Consider the following 17,494-nt stretch of genomic DNA (forward strand, 5'->3'; position numbering starts at 1 on the left):
CCTACATCGTCAGCCCCATCTTCAGGCCCTCGATGGTGTGGGCCTGGTAGATATCTTCCAGCGACGCCACCACCCGGCAGGTCAGGTGCTTGCGCACTTCTTCCGGCAGCCCATCCCAATAGGCCTGCGTGACCTGCAGGTCGTGCTTCTCGGCGTTGCGCGCATCCGGCGCATCCACCCCGAGCACGAACACCGGGCGCGACTGCTGCGAACGGTTGGCGGTGCCACGGTGGATGGTCAGCGCCGAGCGCGCCGAAATGTCGCCCACCTGCGGCAGCTTGCGCTGGGCGCGCGCCTCGTAGCGCGGATACAGCTCCTTCGCCGGAAACATCGGGTCGCCTCCCGCCAGGTCGTCCCACTGGGTGCCCGGCGCGATCTCGAAGGGACCGATTTCTTCCGTCACGTCGACGGTGGTGATATTGAAGGCCAGCGAATTCAGGCGCCGGCCGACCAGGGTCGCTTCCGGCGCCGCGAAATCGCGGTGCCAGGGCTGGTGCATGGCCCCCGGGAACGGGATGTCGAAGCCGGCCTCCACGACCTTGTAGTCCGGGCCCAGCACGGCGCGGCAGACCGCCGTCACCCACGGATGCGTGACGAGGTCGACGAAGCCGCGCACGCGCTCGGGATGCACCTCGACGTAGTAACGGTTCGGCCCGCGCTCGAGCGCGCCGCCGGGCCGGGCCCGCGCCTCCGCGAACAGGGTCTCGATGTCTTCCTTCAGCGCGGCCACCCATTCCCTGGTGAAGGCGCCCTTGCAGGCGATGATGCCGTCCCCGTACAGGCCGCCCATGATGGCGCCCACGTCATAGTCCGGGGCGCCGGCGCCGCCGATTCCATTGCTCATGATTCTTCCTCCTGGACCGTCATCCTAACGCCACGCCGGCGAGCGCAGCGCACGGCGGAAGGTTGACATTTTGTCGGACTCACCAAGCCGGCTACCGTGGAGGCGATCGAGGACGCGCTGGCGCCCGGCCCTGCCTGCCTGAGCTACCAGGACAGCGACAGCAGGCGCGCCGCCATGCGCGGCCAGCACAGCGTCGCCACCTCGTCGCGCTTGGCCCAGCGGAAGCCGTCCATCTCGGGCGTGTCCTTGCCGGTCACGTGGTGCGGGAAGAAGCTGCGGCACGCCAGGTGGCCGAGGTCGCACAGCGCCTCGCCCACCTCCACCTTGTACAGATGCAGGCATTTGTCGCGCCGGTAGTCGAAGCGTCCCAGTTCGACGAAGCGCGCGGCGTCGAAGGCCAGCCCGGTCTCCTCGTACAGCTCGCGCATCGCGGCCGCCAGCAGGTTTTCGCCCGGATCCTGCAGGCCCTTCGGGATATCCCATTTCGGGGTGCCGGTGACATGCCCCAGCAGCAGGCGGCCGGCACCGTCGACCACCAGGGTGCCGCAGGAGACGGCCATCCTGCTCATGGCAGGCTCCGCAGCGCCGCCGCCAGCGCCTGTTCCAGCGCTTCCAGGCTGACCGGCTTGGTCAGGTGCTGGTCGAAGCCGGCTTCGTGCGATTGCTCCTGGTCGCTTTGCGAACCCCAGCCGGTGAGCGCGATCAGCACCGGCTGGCGCTGCGTCTGCGCGCGGCGGATCTCGCGCGCGACCTCGTAGCCGCTCATCCCGGGCAGGCCGATATCGAGGAACACCAGGTCGGGCAGGAAGCTGCGCGCCGCCAGCAGGCCTTCGACGCCGTCATGCGCCACGGCCGCCGCGTGGCCCAGCATTTCCAGCAGCGCGACCAGGCTCTCCGCGGCGTCGGCGTTGTCGTCCACCACCAGCACCCGCAGCGGGCCGCCGGCGCCCGGCACCGGCGCCGCGCCGCCCGGTGCGGCCGGCTCCAGCGCATGCGGGGTGCCGGGCCGCAGCGGCAGGCGCACCGTGAAGGTGCTGCCCTGGCCGCGTCCGCCGCTGAAGGCGCTGACGCGGCCGCCGTGCAGTTCGACCAGGCGCCGCACCAGCGACAGGCCGATCCCCAGCCCGCCCTGGGCGCGGTCGAGGCTTCCGCGCACCTGGGTGAACATCTCGAACACCGAGCCGATGCTCTCCGGCGGAATGCCGATGCCGCTGTCGGCGACCGCGATCACCGCATGGCCGTCGTCGCGCCAGGCCGACAGCACGATGCGCCCGCCCGCCGGCGTGTACTTGGCGGCGTTGTTGAGCAGGTTGGACAGCACCTGCACCATGCGCGTGACGTCCGCCTCCAGCTCCAGCGGCTCGGCCGGCAGCTCCACGCTCAGGCGGTGGCCGTGCGCCTCGATCAGCGCGGTGCTGGTCTCGACGGCGGTGGCGACGATGGTGCGCAGCAGGACCGGCTCCTTCTTCAGTTCGATCTTGCCGCGCGTGATGCGGGCGATGTCGAGCAGGTCGTCGACCAGGTGGATCAGGTGGCCCAGCTGGCGTTCCATCATGCCGTGCACGCGCGCCGTGGTCTGCTGGTCGGAAGTCCCCATGCGCAGCAGGTCCAGGCCGGTGCGGATCGGCGCCAGCGGGTTGCGCAATTCGTGCGCCAGGGTGGCCAGGAATTCGCTCTTGCGGTGGTCGGCCTCCGACAGGTCGGCCGCGACCCGGCGCAGCTCGTCCTCGGCGCGCTTTTGGGCGGTGATGTCGCGCGTGATGGTGGCCAGGCCGATGTTCTGGCCGCCGGCGTCGCGCACCGCGAAGCCCTTGAAGTACACCGGGATCGGCGCGCCGCCGTGCGGCCGCGCCAGGCGCAGTTCGCCCTCCCACTCGGCCTGCTCGCCGGTAAGGGCCGCCATCATGTGCTCGCGCACGAAGGCGCGGTCTTCGGGCGGGAAGAAGTCGAGCATGCGCCAGTCGGCGATGTCGGCGCGGTCGTCCAGGCCCGCCATGCGCCGCCCGGCCGGATTCAGGTAGATGCCGCCGGCGTCGGGCGTGAAGATGCCGATGAAGTCGGACGACTGCTCGGCCACCGCGGCCAGGCGCCGGATGCCCTCTTCGGCGCGGCGGCGGTCGGTCTCGTCGCGAAAATAAAGAGCCAGGCCCTGTTCGTCGCCCGTGCCGGGCGACTCCATCGGGAAGGAATTGATCTCGAACCAGCGCCCTTCGGCCTCGTCGTAGACCTCCAGGCGGGTGCGGGTGCGTTCCTGGGCGCTGCGCCGCAGCGCCTGTTCGTTGGCGCCGCCGCGCAGTTCCGGGAACAGGTCCCAGAACTGGCCGCCGACCAGGTCGTCGCGACGGCGGCGGGTGACCGCCTCCAGGGCGCCGTTGGCATAGGTGATGCACCATTTGCCGTCGAGGGCGACGAAGCCCTCGCTCATGCTCTCCAAAATGGCGCGCGAGCGGTGTTCGGCGGCCTGCCGCTCGGCCGCCTCGTGGCGCTGGCCGATCACCAGGGAAGCGGTGTTGGCCAGCAGGGCCAGCGAGGATTCTTCCTGCGGCGCCAGGTGGCCGGCGTCGCGGTAATACAGGCTGAAGGTGCCGAGCACGGTCCCGGACGGCGCCAGGATCGGCAATGCGCGGCAGCCGCGCAGCTCGTGCGCCAGGGCCAGTTCGCGCAGGCCTTCCCACAGCGGGTCGGCGGCGATGTCTGCGCTGGCGACCGCCTCGCCGCGCCAGGCGGCGGCGCCGGCGGTGCCGGCCAGGGGTCCGATCCGCACCGCGTCCGCCGCGAGCTGGAATTCGAGCGGCAGCGAAGGCGCGGCGGCGTGGCGCAGGTACTGGCCGTCGGCGGAGATGAGCTGGACGGAAGCCAGCGCCGCGCCGCCGCTGTAGTCTTCGGCGGTGCGGGCCAGCACGTCCAGCACGTCGCCCAGCGGGGCATCGGTGACGGCCAGTTCGAGGGCGCCCCGCTGGCCCACCGCAAGCGCATTCGCGCGGGTGCGCTCGGTGACGTCGACCCCGTGCAGCAGCACGCCCGAGACCTTGCCGTCCGGCTCGCGCAGCGCCATGCAGACGAAATCCAGGAAGTGCTCGTCCAGCCCGGCGCGCGGGGCGCCGGCGCGCAGCATCAGGCGCGCATTGCTGGCTTCGCAGGCTTCGCCGGTCCGGTACACCCGCTCGATCAGTTCGACGAAGTCCTGGCCCTCCAGCTCCGGCATGGCGGCGCGCAGCGGCAATCCGGCCAGCGCACGGCCGCCGGCCAGCTCGGCGAAGCGCTGGTTGGCCATCTCCACCACGTGCTCCGGGCCGGTCATCACGCACATCAGGGCCGGCGCGCGCTGGAAGATGTCGCGCATGCGCTCGCTGGCGGCCTGCACTTCGCGGTACAGCCGTTCGCGGTCGGCCTGGGCCTGGCGTTCGGTGTGGGCCAGCTTTTCGTCGCGGGTCCGGAGCGCGGCGCGGTGCCGTTCCTCTTCGATGCGCGCGAGTTCGGCGCGCTTGCGGTGCAGCTCGATGAAGACCCCGGTCTTGGCCCGCAGCACCGTGATGTTGAAGGGCTTGGTCATGTAGTCGACCGCGCCCAGGGCATACGCGCGCTCGATCGGAAACTCTTCGGCGTCGCCGGCGGTCAGGAAGATGATGGGCAGAGCCTGGGTGCGCGGGTGCTGGCGGATCAGCTCGGCCAGCTCGAAGCCGTTCATGGTCGGCATGCGCACGTCCAGCAGCACCACCGCGAAGTCGCGCGCCAGCACCTCGCGCAGCGCGGCTTCGCCCGAGGTCACGGACACGAGCTCCTCGGCCAGCCCGGCGAGGGTGGCTTCGAGCACCGCCAGGTTGGCGGGCTGGTCGTCGACGAGGAGGATGCTGGTGTGGTCGTTGGCCATGCAGGGCGGACAGGCGGTGCGCGGTGGATGATGCAAACAAGGCAATGTATGCCGGGACCTGCCGAAAGTCAATTGTGCGCACCCTGAGGCCGGGCGCCCGCAAACTAGCGCGGGTATGTCGTGCTGAACCGGAGAGTGTATTGATGAGTGTACCCACCCTGGCGTCCCTGCGCCAGTTTTCCTTCCTGAACAATTCCCTCGAAGACTGGGCGATCGCCCTGATCGTGGCGCTGTTGGCGAGCGCCGCGATGGCGTTCGTGCGCTCGCTGGTGCTGCGCCGCCTGGCCGCGACCTCGGCCCTGACCGAAGCCCGGCTCGACGACCTGGTGGTCAAGATGCTGTCCCGCACCTATCTGCTGTTCATCGTCGCCTTCGGGCTCTATTTCGGCAGCACCTTCCTCGAACTGGGGCGTGCGCGCGCGCTGCTGGTGTCGCGGGTGGCGGTGGCGGCCCTGCTGATGCAGCTGGCGATCTGGGGCGACGTCGGCCTGCGCGCATGGCGCGACCAGCTGCGCCTGGCCCAGGACGGCACGCGGCGCAACTCCAGCGCCATCCTCGGCTTCATCCTGCGCCTGACGCTGTGGGTGATCGTGATGCTGATGGTGCTGGATAACTTCGGCGTCAACATCACCGCCCTGGTGGCCAGCCTCGGCGTGGGCGGCATCGCGGTGGCGCTGGCGGTGCAGAACATCCTCGGCGACCTGTTCGCTTCGCTCTCGATCACGCTCGACAAGCCGTTCGAGATCGGCGACTTCATCATCGTCGGCGACGTCCTCGGCTCGGTGGAGCACATCGGCCTGAAGACCACGCGCCTGCGCGGCCTGGGCGGCGAGCAGGTGGTGTTCTCGAACGGCGACCTGCTGAAAAGCCGGATCCACAACCACAAGCGGATGGAGACCCGGCGCGTGGCCTTCGTGCTGCGCATCGCCTACGGCACCAGCGAGGAGCAGTTGTGCAGGGTGCCGCGCATCATCCGCGAGATCATCACGGCCAAGCCCAACATCGACTTCGAGCGCGCCCACTTCTTCATGTGGGGCGAGTGGTCGCTCAACTTCGAGGTCGTGTACCACTTCCGCAGCCCGGACTACATCCTGCACATGGACGCCCAGCAGGACATCTTCCTGGAGATCTACCGCCGCTTCGAGAAGGAAGGGATCCGCTTCGCGCACCCGCTGTCGATCGTGAAGCTCGCCGATCCGCCCGCGGGCCTGCAGGTCGTGGCCGGCCCGCCGCCGGGGCCGGCGTGGCGTCATTGAAGTGTTGCAGGCTGAGCCGGACTCATCCTACAGGGCTGCCATGGAATGTCCTATACACGTCCTTATGCGTGCTGCATAAGATGCACTCACCTCCCCGACACACAGACCGGGGATCGCATGGCAACCATTCATTAAAGGAGAATGATCATGGCACAAAACAACCAACAGAACGGCAACAACGGCAACCGCGGTTTCGCAGGCATGGACCCGCAAAAGCAGCGCGAGATCGCGTCCGAAGGCGGCAAGGCCGCCCACGCTTCGGGCAACGCCCACGAGTTCACCTCGGAAGAAGCGCGCCGCGCCGGTTCGATGAGCCACAAGAACGACGGCAACCAGCAGAGCGGCGGCAACACTGGCAACACTGGCAACAGTGGCGGCAGCGGCGGCACCCGCGGCGGCTCGCCGGAGCAGCATGCCCGCGCCGGCGCCCAGAGCCACAAGAACGACGGCAACCAGCAGAGCGGCGGCAACAATGCCGGCAGCGGCGGCACCCGCGGCGGTTCTTCGGAACAGCACGCCAGGGCAGGCTCGCAGAGCCACAAGAACGACAAGCGCTGATTCCGGCGCCTGAGAACTTGTTTCATGAACTGCCGGCAATGCCCGGCAGTTTTTCTGTGAATACGGCGCATTTTCCGCAACGCATCACGGGAATTTGCCCGGCCTGCTCTCCTCCCGCCTCCATTCCGGACGCATCCAATTGTGCGATGCCGAACGGGTGATCAATGATATATTTTTGGCACGATATTGAACGCCGCGCCCCGCGCCCTGCGGCATGCCCCGCATGCAAACGGAGCCGCGCCCGGCGGGCCGCGCACGCGAACCCTGCAAGCAGGTTGCCGTCGTAGTCAGCCCTTCGTCGCACCCATGTTCTTATCCGGCACTAAAGCTTCAGCTCCTGCGGCCGCCGCAGGATTACGGATTCAACTCAACAGTCAGGATAAACAGATGAAAAAGAATATCGCCATCGTTGGCGCTGGATTTTCGGGAGCCGTGATCGCAAACCAGCTCGCGCACGCGGGCTACCAGGTCGAAGTCTTCGAATCCCGTCCCCACGTGGCGGGCAATTGCCATTCCGAACGCGATCCCGAAACCGGGGTCATGGTCCACGTCTACGGACCGCACATCTTCCACACCGACATCGAACGTTCCTGGGAGTTCGTGAACCGCTACATGGAGTTCATGCCCTACGTGAACCGCGTAAAAGCCATCACCAACAACGCCGTCTACACGCTGCCGATCAACCTGCTGACCATCAACCAGTTCTTCGGCAAGACCATGCGTCCGGCCGAAGCCCAGGAGTTCCTGGCGAAGCTGGGCGACAAGTCGATCGAGAACCCGACCACCTTCGAGGAACAGGCGCTGCGCTTCGTCGGCCGCGAGCTGTACGAAGCCTTCTTCAAGACCTACACCATCAAGCAGTGGGGCCTGCACCCGAGCGAACTGCCGGCCAGCATCCTGAAGCGCCTGCCGGTGCGCTTCAACTACGACGACAACTACTTCAACCACAAGTACCAGGGCATGCCGAAGGATGGCTACACGGTGCTGGTGGAACGCATCCTCGACGTGCCCGGCATCACGGTGCACCTGAATACCCGGTTCGATCCGGATGCGAAGGTCGACTACGACCACGTGTTCTACAGCGGCCCGATCGATTCCTGGTTCAAGCATGCCGAAGGCCGCCTGCCCTACCGCACGCTGGACTTCGAAGTCTTCCGCGCACAGGGCGACTACCAGGGCAACGCCGTCATCAACTACTGCGACGACGCCCAGCCCTACACCCGCATCACCGAGCACAAGCATTTCTCGCCATGGGAGCAGCATGAAGGCTCGGTCATGTACAAGGAATTCAGCCGCCAGTGCGAAGAGAAGGACGTGCCCTACTACCCGATCCGCCAGGCGCGCGAGAAGGCGCAGCTGGAGCGCTACGTCAACCTGGCCAAGGACGAGGCCAACGTGACCTTCGTCGGCCGCCTGGGCACCTACCGCTACCTCGACATGGACGTCACCATCAACGAGGCGCTGACCACGTCCGACAAGTTCCTCGAAGCCGCGCGCCAGAACGCCCGCATGCCGGCCTTCGCGATCGACCCGCTGGCCTGACCGCAGTCAGGCCGCCGCCTGCGCCCGGGCCTTCCGGCGCGGGCGGGGCGTTGCCGCTGGCGGCGTTCCGCTATACTGGCCCGATCATGCGAATTCAGCTATTTTCGGACCTGCACCTCGAGCGCGATCCCGCTTTCCAACCCATCCTCCATCCCGGCACCGACGTGGTGGTGCTGGCCGGCGACATCGGCTCCTACCAGGCGCGGTCGCGCCTGCCGGACGACGATTTCGGCCTGGCGCGCTTCGCGCCGCGGCACACGGGTTCTGCGGCGAAGGTACTGTACGTCCCCGGCAACCACGAATTCGACGGCCTCGAACACGACGATGCCTACGCGCGCCTGCGCCGCGTCTGCGACTACCTCGGCATCGCGTGGCTGGACCGGGAGAGCATCGTGGTCGACGGCGTGCGCTTCGTCGGTACCACCTTGTGGAGCGACTTCGACGCCGTCGCCATCCAGGAACAGGAGCCGGACAAGCGGCTGCAGGCGCGCGGAAAAGCCTTCCGGGCCGCGAACTACTACCTGAGCAAGAACACCACCTTCCGCAACGGCAAGCCGGTGCTGGCCGAAGAACAGCGGGAGATGTCGCTGGCCTGCCAGGAGTGGCTGCGCGCCGCATTGGCGGAACCCTTCGACGGGCCGACCGTGGCCGTGACCCATTACGCGCCCAGCCTGCGCAGCGCCGATCCGCGCTACGGCGTCACGCCGGGCACGGCGGGCTTCTGCAATGCGATGGACGAGCTGATTCCGTTCGCCGACGTGTGGATGCACGGCCACCTGCACTGCACCAACGACTATGTGGTCGAAGGCGACGCCGGCGGCCGCCGGCGCAGCTGCCGCGTGGTCGCCAATCCGCTCGGCTATGCGAACAAGGGCGAGCAGGCCGCGTTCCGCCCCGACCTGGTCATCGACATCTAGACAGACATTCCCGGGCTTATTCGTAGCGCAGCGCCGCTGCAGGCTGCAGCCGCGCGGCCGACCAGCTCGGGTACAGCGTGGCCACGAAGGCGAGCAGCACCGCCACGCCGCCGATGCGGCCGACGTCGGCCCAGCGCAGGTCGCTCGGCACTTCGCTGATCAGGTAGATGTCCTTGGCCAGGAACTGCACGCCGAACAGGTGCTCGATGGCCGGCACGATGACGTCGACGTTCATTGCGACCAGCACCCCGAAGGCGACGCCAAGCAGGGTCCCGAGCACGCCCACCAGGGTGCCCTGGATCACGAAGATCTGCATGATGGAGCGCGGCGAGGCGCCCAGGGTGCGCAGGATCGCGATGTCGGCCTGCTTGTCGCGCACCGTCATCACCAGGGTCGAAACCAGGTTGAAGGCGGCCACCGCGATGATCATGGTGAGGATCACGAACATCATGCGCTTCTGCGACTGCACGGCCGCGAACCAGGTGGCGTTGACGCGGGTCCAGTCGCGCACCAGGAAGCGCTCGTCCAGGCCGCGCGCCAGTTCCACCGCCACGCGCGGCGCCGCGTACATGTCGGCCAGGCGCAGGCGCAGGCCGGACGGCCCGGCCAGGCCCTGCAGCGAGATGGCATCGTCGATGTGCACGAAGGCCAGGGCCGAATCGAACTGGTAGTTACCGGAATCGAAGACGTCGGCCACCGTGAACACGCGCTGGCGGGTCGCGATCTGGCCCGGCTGGCCGGCCGCACCGGGAGCCGCCACCAGCAGGCGCACCTTGTCGCCGGCCTTCACCGCGAGCGAACGCGCCAGCTCGCTGCCCAGCACCACGTTCGACGAGCCGGATGCCAGCGCCGCCAGGTTGCGGGCATGGGTCTGGCCCGCGATGTCGGACACCTTGACCTCCGCCTCGGGCAGCACGCCGCGGATCACCACCGGCTTCATCGTGTCTTCGCGCAGCAGCATGCCCTGCAGTTCGGCGAAAGGCGCCGCGGCCTTGACCTCGGGATTGCGCAGCGCCTGCGCTTCGAGGGTGCGCCATTCGGGCATGGCGCCGTCGGCCGCCAGCACCTCGACGTGGGCGAGCACCGAGAGCATGCGCGCGGTGACCTCCTTCTCGAAGCCGTTCATCACGGACAGGACGACGATCAGGGCGGCGACGCCGAGGGCGATGCCGGCCACGGAGATCAGGGAAATGAAGGACAGGAAGCGGTTGCGGCTGGCGCGCTTGGCGGCGCGGGTGTAGCGCAGGCCGATCAGCCACTCGTAAGGCAGACGGTGCAGGATACTCATCCGCGCATTTTGCCATAAAAGCAAAAAAGCCGCCCACGCATTCCCGCGCGGGCGGCTTCGTCCGGAGGCCGGCCGCTTATTCGGCGGCCTGGGCCTTCTTCGGTGCGTCGGCGATGTCGACGGCCGGGGCAGCCTGCTTGTGCGCTGCGCTGAGCGGCAGCGCGCTGACCTTGTCGCCGGCGCCGGCGATGTCGGCCAGGTCGGCGGTCAGGCGCTGGGCCTTGTTGCCCGGCTCGGTGGTCTGGATCAGCTTGTGCATCGCGCTGGCGGTGATGTCCCACGAGGTGCGGGCGACGATCGCGCGCATGCGCTCGGCCAGGGCCGCCTTCTGTTCCGCGCTCGCGTTCAGCATGCGCTCGCAGGCGGCGATGAACTCGGCCGGGGTCTCGGCGATGGCGACCACGTCGCCGTAAGGCACCTTGACGTCGGTGATCGGGGTGCTGACCGACGGCAGTTCGGCGGCCATGTACTCCAGCACCTTGGTCGGGCTGATGAACTTGGTCGACTCGTTCAGGGCGAACGGCAGCAGGCAGACGTCCCAGCCGGCCAGGAACTTCGGCAGTTCGTCGTAGGTGCGCTGGCCCATGTAGTGGATGTTGGCCGCCTGCGGCAGGTGCGCCGGGTCGATCTTCACGACCGGGCCGACCAGCACGATCTGCCAGTCGGGACGGGCAGCCGCCATCTCGCGGATCAGTTCGGTGTCGAAGCGCTCGTCGATCACGCCGTAGAAGCCGAGGCGCGGATGCGGGATGTTCGCCTGGTCGGGGTGGCTGTACGAACGGTCCTGGGCCTTCTGGAAGTGCTTGGCGTCGACGCTGCTCGAGAAGCAGTGGGCGTTGGCGTGGCGTTCCTTCTTCGACTGGTACAGGCTCGGGCCGCCGGTGAAGCAGAGGTCGGCGATGTTCAGCAGTGCGCTTTCGCGCTGCACCAGCTGCTTCGGCGGATTCTTGAAGGCGGCCAGTTCGTCCATGCAGTCATAGACAACCAGCGACGGTTCGAAGCTTTGCAGCAGCGGCAGCGCCATCGGGGTGTAGAACCAGACCACCGGCTTCTCGCCTTGCGGCACGAGGTCGGCCAGCAGGGTTTGCAGGGTCGGGATCTGGTCGTCATGGAAGCCCGGCGCATGGATCGCGGTATGCGGCTGGCACACCGTGATGTTCGGCGCGACGGCCGTCTTCTTCAGGTGTGCCTGCCCTTCGTGGTACACCGGTTCCTCGACGATCAGGATTCGGTAGTGTTCGGCCATGCGGGTCATCAGGTGCTGGGGACGCTGAAACACAAAGTCCCAACGCAGGTGGCAAAACACGATCAGGGTTGGCATTTTTCAAGTTCCTTTCGCCTTCGGGCGTTCTCGTTTGTCTGGGATTCAACCGGGCGGGATTGACTGGGAATGCGGTCGCATGCACCAGGAATCGGCGTGCCGGACCGGAGAATCGTAACATGCAATATTCTCAAGATTTTCATTTACCAATTGCAATATTGACAATAGGTAACGAAAATCTGCCGGCGAGGGTCCGGCTCCCTAGGGAACTTGTGACTGTTGGTCAAAAATGTAGGTTTAGTCCTACGATCATTCAAGAAAAACTACTACGAAAATCCATCGTGCACTCAAGCGTGCGCAGGGGTTAAGTGGCGAACAGAAGTATTAAAAAATCGTATTTACTGGAAGGAATCGGGCGAAAAACGCGCCGGCGCGACACAGTTAACGTCGTCCCCGCGAAGGCGGGGACGACGGGCAAGGCCATCAATCGCTCAAATACGCCTCCGCCCCCTCCGGCTGCCCGCCCTCATCGAATCCGCGCGCCACCAGCACTCCGTCCAGCCCGACCGTACCCAGCGCATCGCACAGGTCTTCCATCTCCGTTTCCAGGTCGGCCGCCAGGTCGAGCGGCTTGTCGATGGTCGCCAGCGGGGCGCCGCCGTCCAGCGGGTAGAGGTTGATGCGCAGCGCCGCGTGGTCGCCGAGGTCGACCGGGGCCACCACCGCCTTGATGCGTTCCGCTTCCAGCTCCAGCTCGTCCAGGCGGCCGTTCACGTCGGCCAGCGTGGCCAGCATCGCCAGCTCGGCCACGCCCTGCTCTTTCGCGCCGTAGAACAGGTCCTGGTACAGGAAGTTCAGCTCGATGTGCAGCGGGTCCGACGACAGGCAGCGCGCCAGCAGCGGAGCGATGCTGCCGGCCCACATGCGGTAGCGCGCCATGCGGGCTTCGAAATAGGCGTCGGCCGCGGCTTCGTCCTTCGGCACCCTGTAGAAGGGGTCGTCGGCATGCTTCAGCGAAAAGCCCAGCAGGAAGCGCAGTTCCATCGCCTCGTCGTCCGGGCCATAGCCGCTGGCGTGCCAGCCGCGCATGCTGGCTTCGATCGCGGGCGCCGCCACCAGCTTCCTGCTGCGCATGGTGGCCGCCGCTTCCTTCAGCATCTGCTGCAGGTCGCTGTAGCCGATGTGGTCGACCTCGTCCAGGTCGTACAGGTAGCGCACCAGCACCACGCGGCTGTCGGCGCTGGCCAGGCCGGTGTGGCGGAAGCTGTCGCTCAGCTCTTCGAAGGCGGCATCGTCCTGGAACACCTCGGCGGCTTTCAGCCCGCCCGTGCTGCTCACGAACAGCGGAATCATGAAGGCATCGATCTCGAGCTCGGCGCCGTCCTCGTCGCGCAGGCGCAGGGTCGCGGCTTCTTCCTCGATCTGCTCCTGCAGGTAGCGGCAGCACTCGGGGTCGGTGTAGCGCGCGGCTTCGATCGCGCCGTACAGCACCTCGTCGTGCTGGCGGCGCAGCGCGCGCCGGACCAGGGTCAGCAGGTCCTGCTCGTACTGCGGCTTGCGCGCGGCGGCCTGCAGATCATCGGGGTCGGTCTCGGTGATGTCCAGCGCGAGATCGACCAGGTTCTGGGCCAGCGCCTCGTGGTCTGGCTCCGCCGCCGGCTTCACGGTTTTGCGGGGAGCTGGGCGCTTGTTTTTGGGCATGGCGGCAATCGTAAAGAGTGAATGAGGCACCATGTTATCAAATGGGACCGGAAAGCCGTGCGGAATGCTTGCCGGCCCTGCCAAACGCTCGGCCAATCGCGCGCCAGGTGTTATGCTTCGCCCATCCCTTCCTTCACGCACAAAAACAATATGCTTGAACGCCTTTTCAACCTCAAACAGAGCGGCAGCGATACGCGCACCGAAATCCTGGCCGGGCTCACCACTTTCCTGACGATGGCCTACATCATCTTCGTCAACCCGTCGATCCTCGGCGACGCCGGGATGCCGAAGGAAGCCGTGTTCGTCGCCACCTGCCTGGTGGCGGCGCTCGGCAGCGCGGTGATGGGCCTGTATGCCAACTACCCGATCGCGATGGCGCCTGGCATGGGCCTGAACGCCTACTTCGCCTACGCCGTCGTGCTGGGCATGAAGGTGCCCTGGCAGGCGGCGCTGGGCGCGGTGTTCGTGTCCGGCTGCCTGTTCATCCTGGTGTCCGTGTTCGGCCTGCGCGCCATGATCGTGAACGGCATTCCGCGCTCGCTGCGGGTCGCGATCACGGTCGGCCTCGGCATGTTCCTGGCCCTGATCGCCCTGAAGAACGCTGGCATCGTGGTGGCCAGCGAACCGACCCTGGTGAAGGTCGGCGACCTGCACCAGGGCGGCGCCATCATGGCCATGATCGGCTTCCTGCTGATCGTCACCCTCGACCGCCTGCGCGTGCGCGGCGCGATCCTGATCGGCATCATCGCGGTGACGGTGCTGAGCTTCTTCTTCGGCGGGAACGCCTTCCACAACGTGGTCTCGGCCCCGCCCTCGCTGGCCCCGACCTTCATGAAGCTGGACGTGCCGGCCGCGCTGGGCGTCGGCATCCTGAACGTGATCCTGGTGTTCTTCCTGGTCGAGCTGTTCGACGCCACCGGCACCCTGATGGGCGTGGCCGGCCGCGCCGGCCTGCTGGTCGAAGGGAAGATGGAGCGCCTGAACAAGGCCCTGCTGGCCGACAGCGCCGCGATCGTCGCCGGCGCCACCCTCGGCACCTCCAGCACCACGGCGTATCTGGAGTCCGCGTCCGGGGTCCAGGCGGGCGGCCGCACCGGCCTGACCGCCGTCACCGTCGCCGTGCTGTTCCTGGCCTGCCTGTTCATCGCGCCGCTGGCCGGCGTGGTGCCGCCGTACGCGACCGCGCCGGCGCTGCTGTTCGTCGCCTGCCTGATGCTGCGCGACCTCGGCGACATCGAATGGGGCGACACCACCGAGGCGATTCCGGCCGCGATCACCGCGCTGACGATCCCCTTTACCTATTCGATCGCCGAGGGCATCGCCTTCGGCTTCATCACCTATGCGGTGCTGAAGCTGACCACCGGCCGCGTGCGCGAAGTCGCGCCGGTGGTGTGGGTCATCGCGGCGCTGTTCGCCTTCAAGATCGTCTACATCGGCACCTGATGCGCGCTGCCTGATTCCTCGGCCTGGCCTTGCCGCAGCGGCGCCAGGTCGAGCATCGCGCCGTCGCGCAGCATCCTGCCGAAGTCCTCGGCCGGCAGCGGCCTGCTGAAGTAATACCCCTGCATCATGTCGCAGCCGTGTTCGGCCAGCACCGCCAGCTGGCCGGCCGTCTCCACTCCTTCCGCCACCACCGTCAGGCGCAACCCGTGCGCCATGGCGATCACCGCGCGCGGGATCGCCAGGTCGTCGCCGCTCTTCAGGATGTCGGCGACGAAGGACTGGTCCAGCTTCAGTTTGTCGACCGGGAAGCGCTTCAGGTAAGTCAGGTTCGAAAAGCCGGTGCCGAAATCGTCGATCGACAGGCTGACGCCCATGTTCTTGAGCTGGGCCAGCAGCGCGCAGCTCTTGTCCGCATCCGCCATCGAGGCGCTTTCGGTCAGCTCCAGTTCCAGCAGGTGCGGCTCGACGCCGTACTGCTCCAGCACGCGGCCGACGGTGGCGACGATGCGGTCGTCGAACTGGTGCGCCGACAGGTTGACCGAGACCGGCACCAGCGGCAGCCCGGCCTCGCGCCAGGCGCACTGCTGGCGGCAGGCGGCGGACAGTACCCAGTCGCCCATCGGTACGATCAGCCCGGTCTCCTCGGCCAGCGGAATGAACACCCCGGGCGACACCATGCCGCGCTCCGGATGGCGCCAGCGCAGCAGCGCTTCGGCGCCGACGATGCGGCCGCTGGCCAGGTCGACCTGGGGCTGGTAATGCAGCACCAGTTCCTCGCGCTCGATGGCGCGGCGCAGCGCGCTCTCCAGCTTGAAGCGCTCGTTCGCGTCCTGGTTCAGTTCCGGGCGGTAGAACGCGACGCGCTGGCCGACGTCCTCCAGCGCCTGGCGCAGCGCCGCCTCGGCGCCGCTCGCCAGCGCTTCGTATTGCACGCCGTCGTTCGGAAAGACGGCGATGCCGATCGCCGGATCCAGGTGCAGTTCCTGGTCTTCCCAGGCGAAGGGCTTGCCGACCGCGGCCAGCAGGCGCCGCGCGCTCAGGCCCAGGTCCTCGGCCACCGTGCACTGGGCCAGCACCGCGAAGGTGTTGTCGGAAAAGCGCCCGGCCACGTCCGCGCCCGCCGTCTCGCGCAGCCGCCCGGCCGCTTCCTGCAGCAGCGCCTGTTCGGCGGCCGGCCCCAGCGCCTCGCGGATCAGCGGCATGCGCCCGAGCCGCAGCAGCATGAAGCCGAGCACCTGCCCCGCGCCCTTGGCCTGGGCCTTGAGTTGGCGCAGGCGCTCGCGCAGCAGCAGGCGGTTCGGCAGGCCGGTCTGGGTATCGAAGTTGCTGACGTAGCGCAGGCGCTCCTCGGCGCCGCGCAGCTCGGTGGCGTCGATGCCGGTGCCGAGCACGTATTCGACGCTGCCGTCGTCGCGCCGCAGCAGGGTCATGGTCCAGATGATGGAGCGCGGGCGGCCGGTCCGGGTATGCCATTCGCCCTGGATGCGGGCGCGCGGCGGCATGCCGTCCAGGTCCTGGAACACGCGCCGCACCGCCAGCTCGTCCTCGACCCGGCGCACCACGTCCCAGCACGGGCGGCCGATCGCCTCGTGCGACCTCCAGCCCAGCGCCTCTTCGCAGGCGCGGTTGAACATCACGATATGGCCGCTGGGCGCCGCCAGCAGCACCAATGCGCCGGCCGTGTCCACCACCGCCGACAGCCGGTTGCGCTCCGAGCGCAGGGCATCGGTGCGCTCGACCACCAGCGCTTCCATGCAGCCGTACAGGCGCGCGCGCTCGAGCGCGGAACCGAGCTGGGTGGCGGCGCTGTCGAGCAGCGAACGCTCGGTGTCGCCCAGCACCGGGCCGGACGGCAACAGTTCCAGCACGCCGACTTCCTGCCCCTGGGCCAGCAGCGGCAGGCGCACCAGCGGCGAGCCGATTGCCGCGCCAGGCGGCATGCCGCGCGCCGCCAGCGTGCGCACGCCGCCGTCCGGCCCGATCGCGCCGATCGCGGCCCCGGCCAGCCCCGGCAAGGCCAGCAGGTGGGCCAGCGCGGCCTCGGCGACGGCCTGTTCGCCGACCGCCCCGTTGAGCGCGGCCGCCATCCCGTGCAGGGTCGCCAGCGAGCGGCAGGAACGTTCCAGCACGCCGCGCTGCTCGGCCAGTTCGGCATTCATGCGCAGGGTCTGGGCGTGGGTGGCGACCAGCAGCTCGTAGATCTGGCGCCGTTCGGCGGCCATGAATTCGAGGGGGCGGTCGGGCGCGCCGAGCGCGCAATCCTGCAGGATCCGGCGCAGGCGCTCGCGCAGCTGGACGCCGTCGTAGGGCTTGCGCACGAAACTGTCGGCGCCCGATTCGAGCGCCCGGACGATGTCGTTCAGGCTGCTCATGCGGGTCAGCAGGACCACCGGCAGGTTGGCGTAGACCGGGTCGTCCTTCAGCGTCCGGCACAGCGTAAAACCGTCCATGCCGGGCATCGCGATGTCGCTGATGATGAGGTGGGGCCGGCGCCGCGCCACTTCGGCCAGCGCGCCCGAGCCGTCGCCGGCGATCCTTGCCTGCCAGCCGGGTTCGCTCGTCAGCAGGCGCGCCAGGTGCTGCGCCTGGGTGGGACTGTCTTCCACGACCAGGATGTCCACCGTCTCCCCGGGCCGGGCTTTTTCTCGCTTGATGATCATCTGTCCTGAATCCAGGCTACGCGGACAGCCGCCGCGCTGCAGGGCGGCCACATACTTGCGACATTGATAGGCAAGATGGATAAGTTATAACATTGTGACGCGCGAATGCACGAGGCCGGCTGTTGCGCGCAACGTACGTACCGGCTCCCGGCC

General features: G+C 67.9%; 12 protein-coding genes. 5 read left to right on the forward strand and 7 right to left on the reverse strand.

Features of this window, described 5'->3' with window-relative positions:
* Position 1: 1 nt before the first annotated feature.
* From AC3A6M_RS13330 to AC3A6M_RS13340, 3 genes are all read right to left on the reverse strand, one after another.
* The gene (locus AC3A6M_RS13330; protein WP_487853194.1) at positions 2-844 is read right to left on the reverse strand and encodes a phytanoyl-CoA dioxygenase family protein; all 843 of its coding nucleotides are present in this window, start codon (positions 842-844) and stop codon (positions 2-4) included.
* 143 nt (positions 845-987) lie between these two features.
* Positions 988-1,413 carry an NUDIX hydrolase gene (locus tag AC3A6M_RS13335; RefSeq protein WP_487853195.1) on the reverse strand — a complete coding sequence of 142 codons (426 nt, stop codon included), beginning with the start codon at positions 1,411-1,413 and terminating at the stop codon, positions 988-990.
* Entirely contained in the window at positions 1,410-4,715 is a 3,306-nt protein-coding gene (locus AC3A6M_RS13340; protein WP_487853196.1) for a response regulator, read from the reverse strand. The genes AC3A6M_RS13335 and AC3A6M_RS13340 overlap by 4 nt, the downstream gene beginning before the upstream one ends.
* A 143-nt stretch (positions 4,716-4,858) precedes the next feature.
* Here AC3A6M_RS13340 and AC3A6M_RS13345 point away from each other — a divergent pair, with 143 nt between their 5' ends.
* From AC3A6M_RS13345 to AC3A6M_RS13360, 4 genes are all read left to right on the forward strand, one after another.
* Positions 4,859-5,971 (forward strand): mechanosensitive ion channel family protein, encoded by a 1,113-nt coding sequence (locus tag AC3A6M_RS13345; protein ID WP_487853197.1) that lies wholly within the window; start codon positions 4,859-4,861, stop codon positions 5,969-5,971.
* Positions 5,972-6,118: 147 nt separating this feature from the next.
* The gene (locus AC3A6M_RS13350; RefSeq protein WP_487853198.1) at positions 6,119-6,529 is read left to right on the forward strand and encodes a KGG domain-containing protein; all 411 of its coding nucleotides are present in this window, start codon (positions 6,119-6,121) and stop codon (positions 6,527-6,529) included.
* Positions 6,530-6,916: 387 nt separating this feature from the next.
* Positions 6,917-8,071, forward strand: coding sequence for a UDP-galactopyranose mutase (gene glf, locus AC3A6M_RS13355; protein ID WP_487853199.1), 1,155 nt, complete (start codon positions 6,917-6,919; stop codon positions 8,069-8,071).
* A gap of 86 nt (positions 8,072-8,157) precedes the next feature.
* The gene (locus AC3A6M_RS13360) at positions 8,158-8,988 is read left to right on the forward strand and encodes a metallophosphoesterase (RefSeq protein ID WP_487853200.1); all 831 of its coding nucleotides are present in this window, start codon (positions 8,158-8,160) and stop codon (positions 8,986-8,988) included.
* Positions 8,989-9,004: 16 nt separating this feature from the next.
* On the opposite strand, the gene AC3A6M_RS13365 is transcribed toward AC3A6M_RS13360, so the two are convergent.
* From AC3A6M_RS13365 to AC3A6M_RS13375, 3 genes are all read right to left on the reverse strand, one after another.
* Positions 9,005-10,276 carry a lipoprotein-releasing ABC transporter permease subunit gene (locus AC3A6M_RS13365; RefSeq protein WP_487853201.1) on the reverse strand — a complete coding sequence of 424 codons (1,272 nt, stop codon included), beginning with the start codon at positions 10,274-10,276 and terminating at the stop codon, positions 9,005-9,007.
* 76 nt (positions 10,277-10,352) lie between these two features.
* Positions 10,353-11,597 carry a glycosyltransferase gene (locus AC3A6M_RS13370; protein WP_487853202.1) on the reverse strand — a complete coding sequence of 415 codons (1,245 nt, stop codon included), beginning with the start codon at positions 11,595-11,597 and terminating at the stop codon, positions 10,353-10,355.
* Positions 11,598-12,020: 423 nt separating this feature from the next.
* The gene (locus AC3A6M_RS13375) at positions 12,021-13,238 is read right to left on the reverse strand and encodes a DUF2863 family protein (protein WP_487853203.1); all 1,218 of its coding nucleotides are present in this window, start codon (positions 13,236-13,238) and stop codon (positions 12,021-12,023) included.
* 150 nt (positions 13,239-13,388) lie between these two features.
* Between AC3A6M_RS13375 and AC3A6M_RS13380 the strand changes: the two genes are divergently transcribed.
* Positions 13,389-14,681, forward strand: a complete 1,293-nt coding sequence (locus tag AC3A6M_RS13380) for an NCS2 family permease (RefSeq protein WP_487853204.1) — start codon at positions 13,389-13,391, stop codon at positions 14,679-14,681.
* Here the strand turns inward: AC3A6M_RS13380 and AC3A6M_RS13385 are convergent.
* The gene (locus AC3A6M_RS13385; protein ID WP_487853205.1) at positions 14,666-17,341 is read right to left on the reverse strand and encodes a GGDEF/EAL domain-containing response regulator; all 2,676 of its coding nucleotides are present in this window, start codon (positions 17,339-17,341) and stop codon (positions 14,666-14,668) included. The two genes, AC3A6M_RS13380 and AC3A6M_RS13385, sit on opposite strands and share 16 nt — an antisense overlap.
* Between the last annotated feature and the right edge of the window lie 153 nt (positions 17,342-17,494).

The sequence above is a fragment of the Telluria sp. Soil_C_11 genome (genome assembly GCF_057657395.1).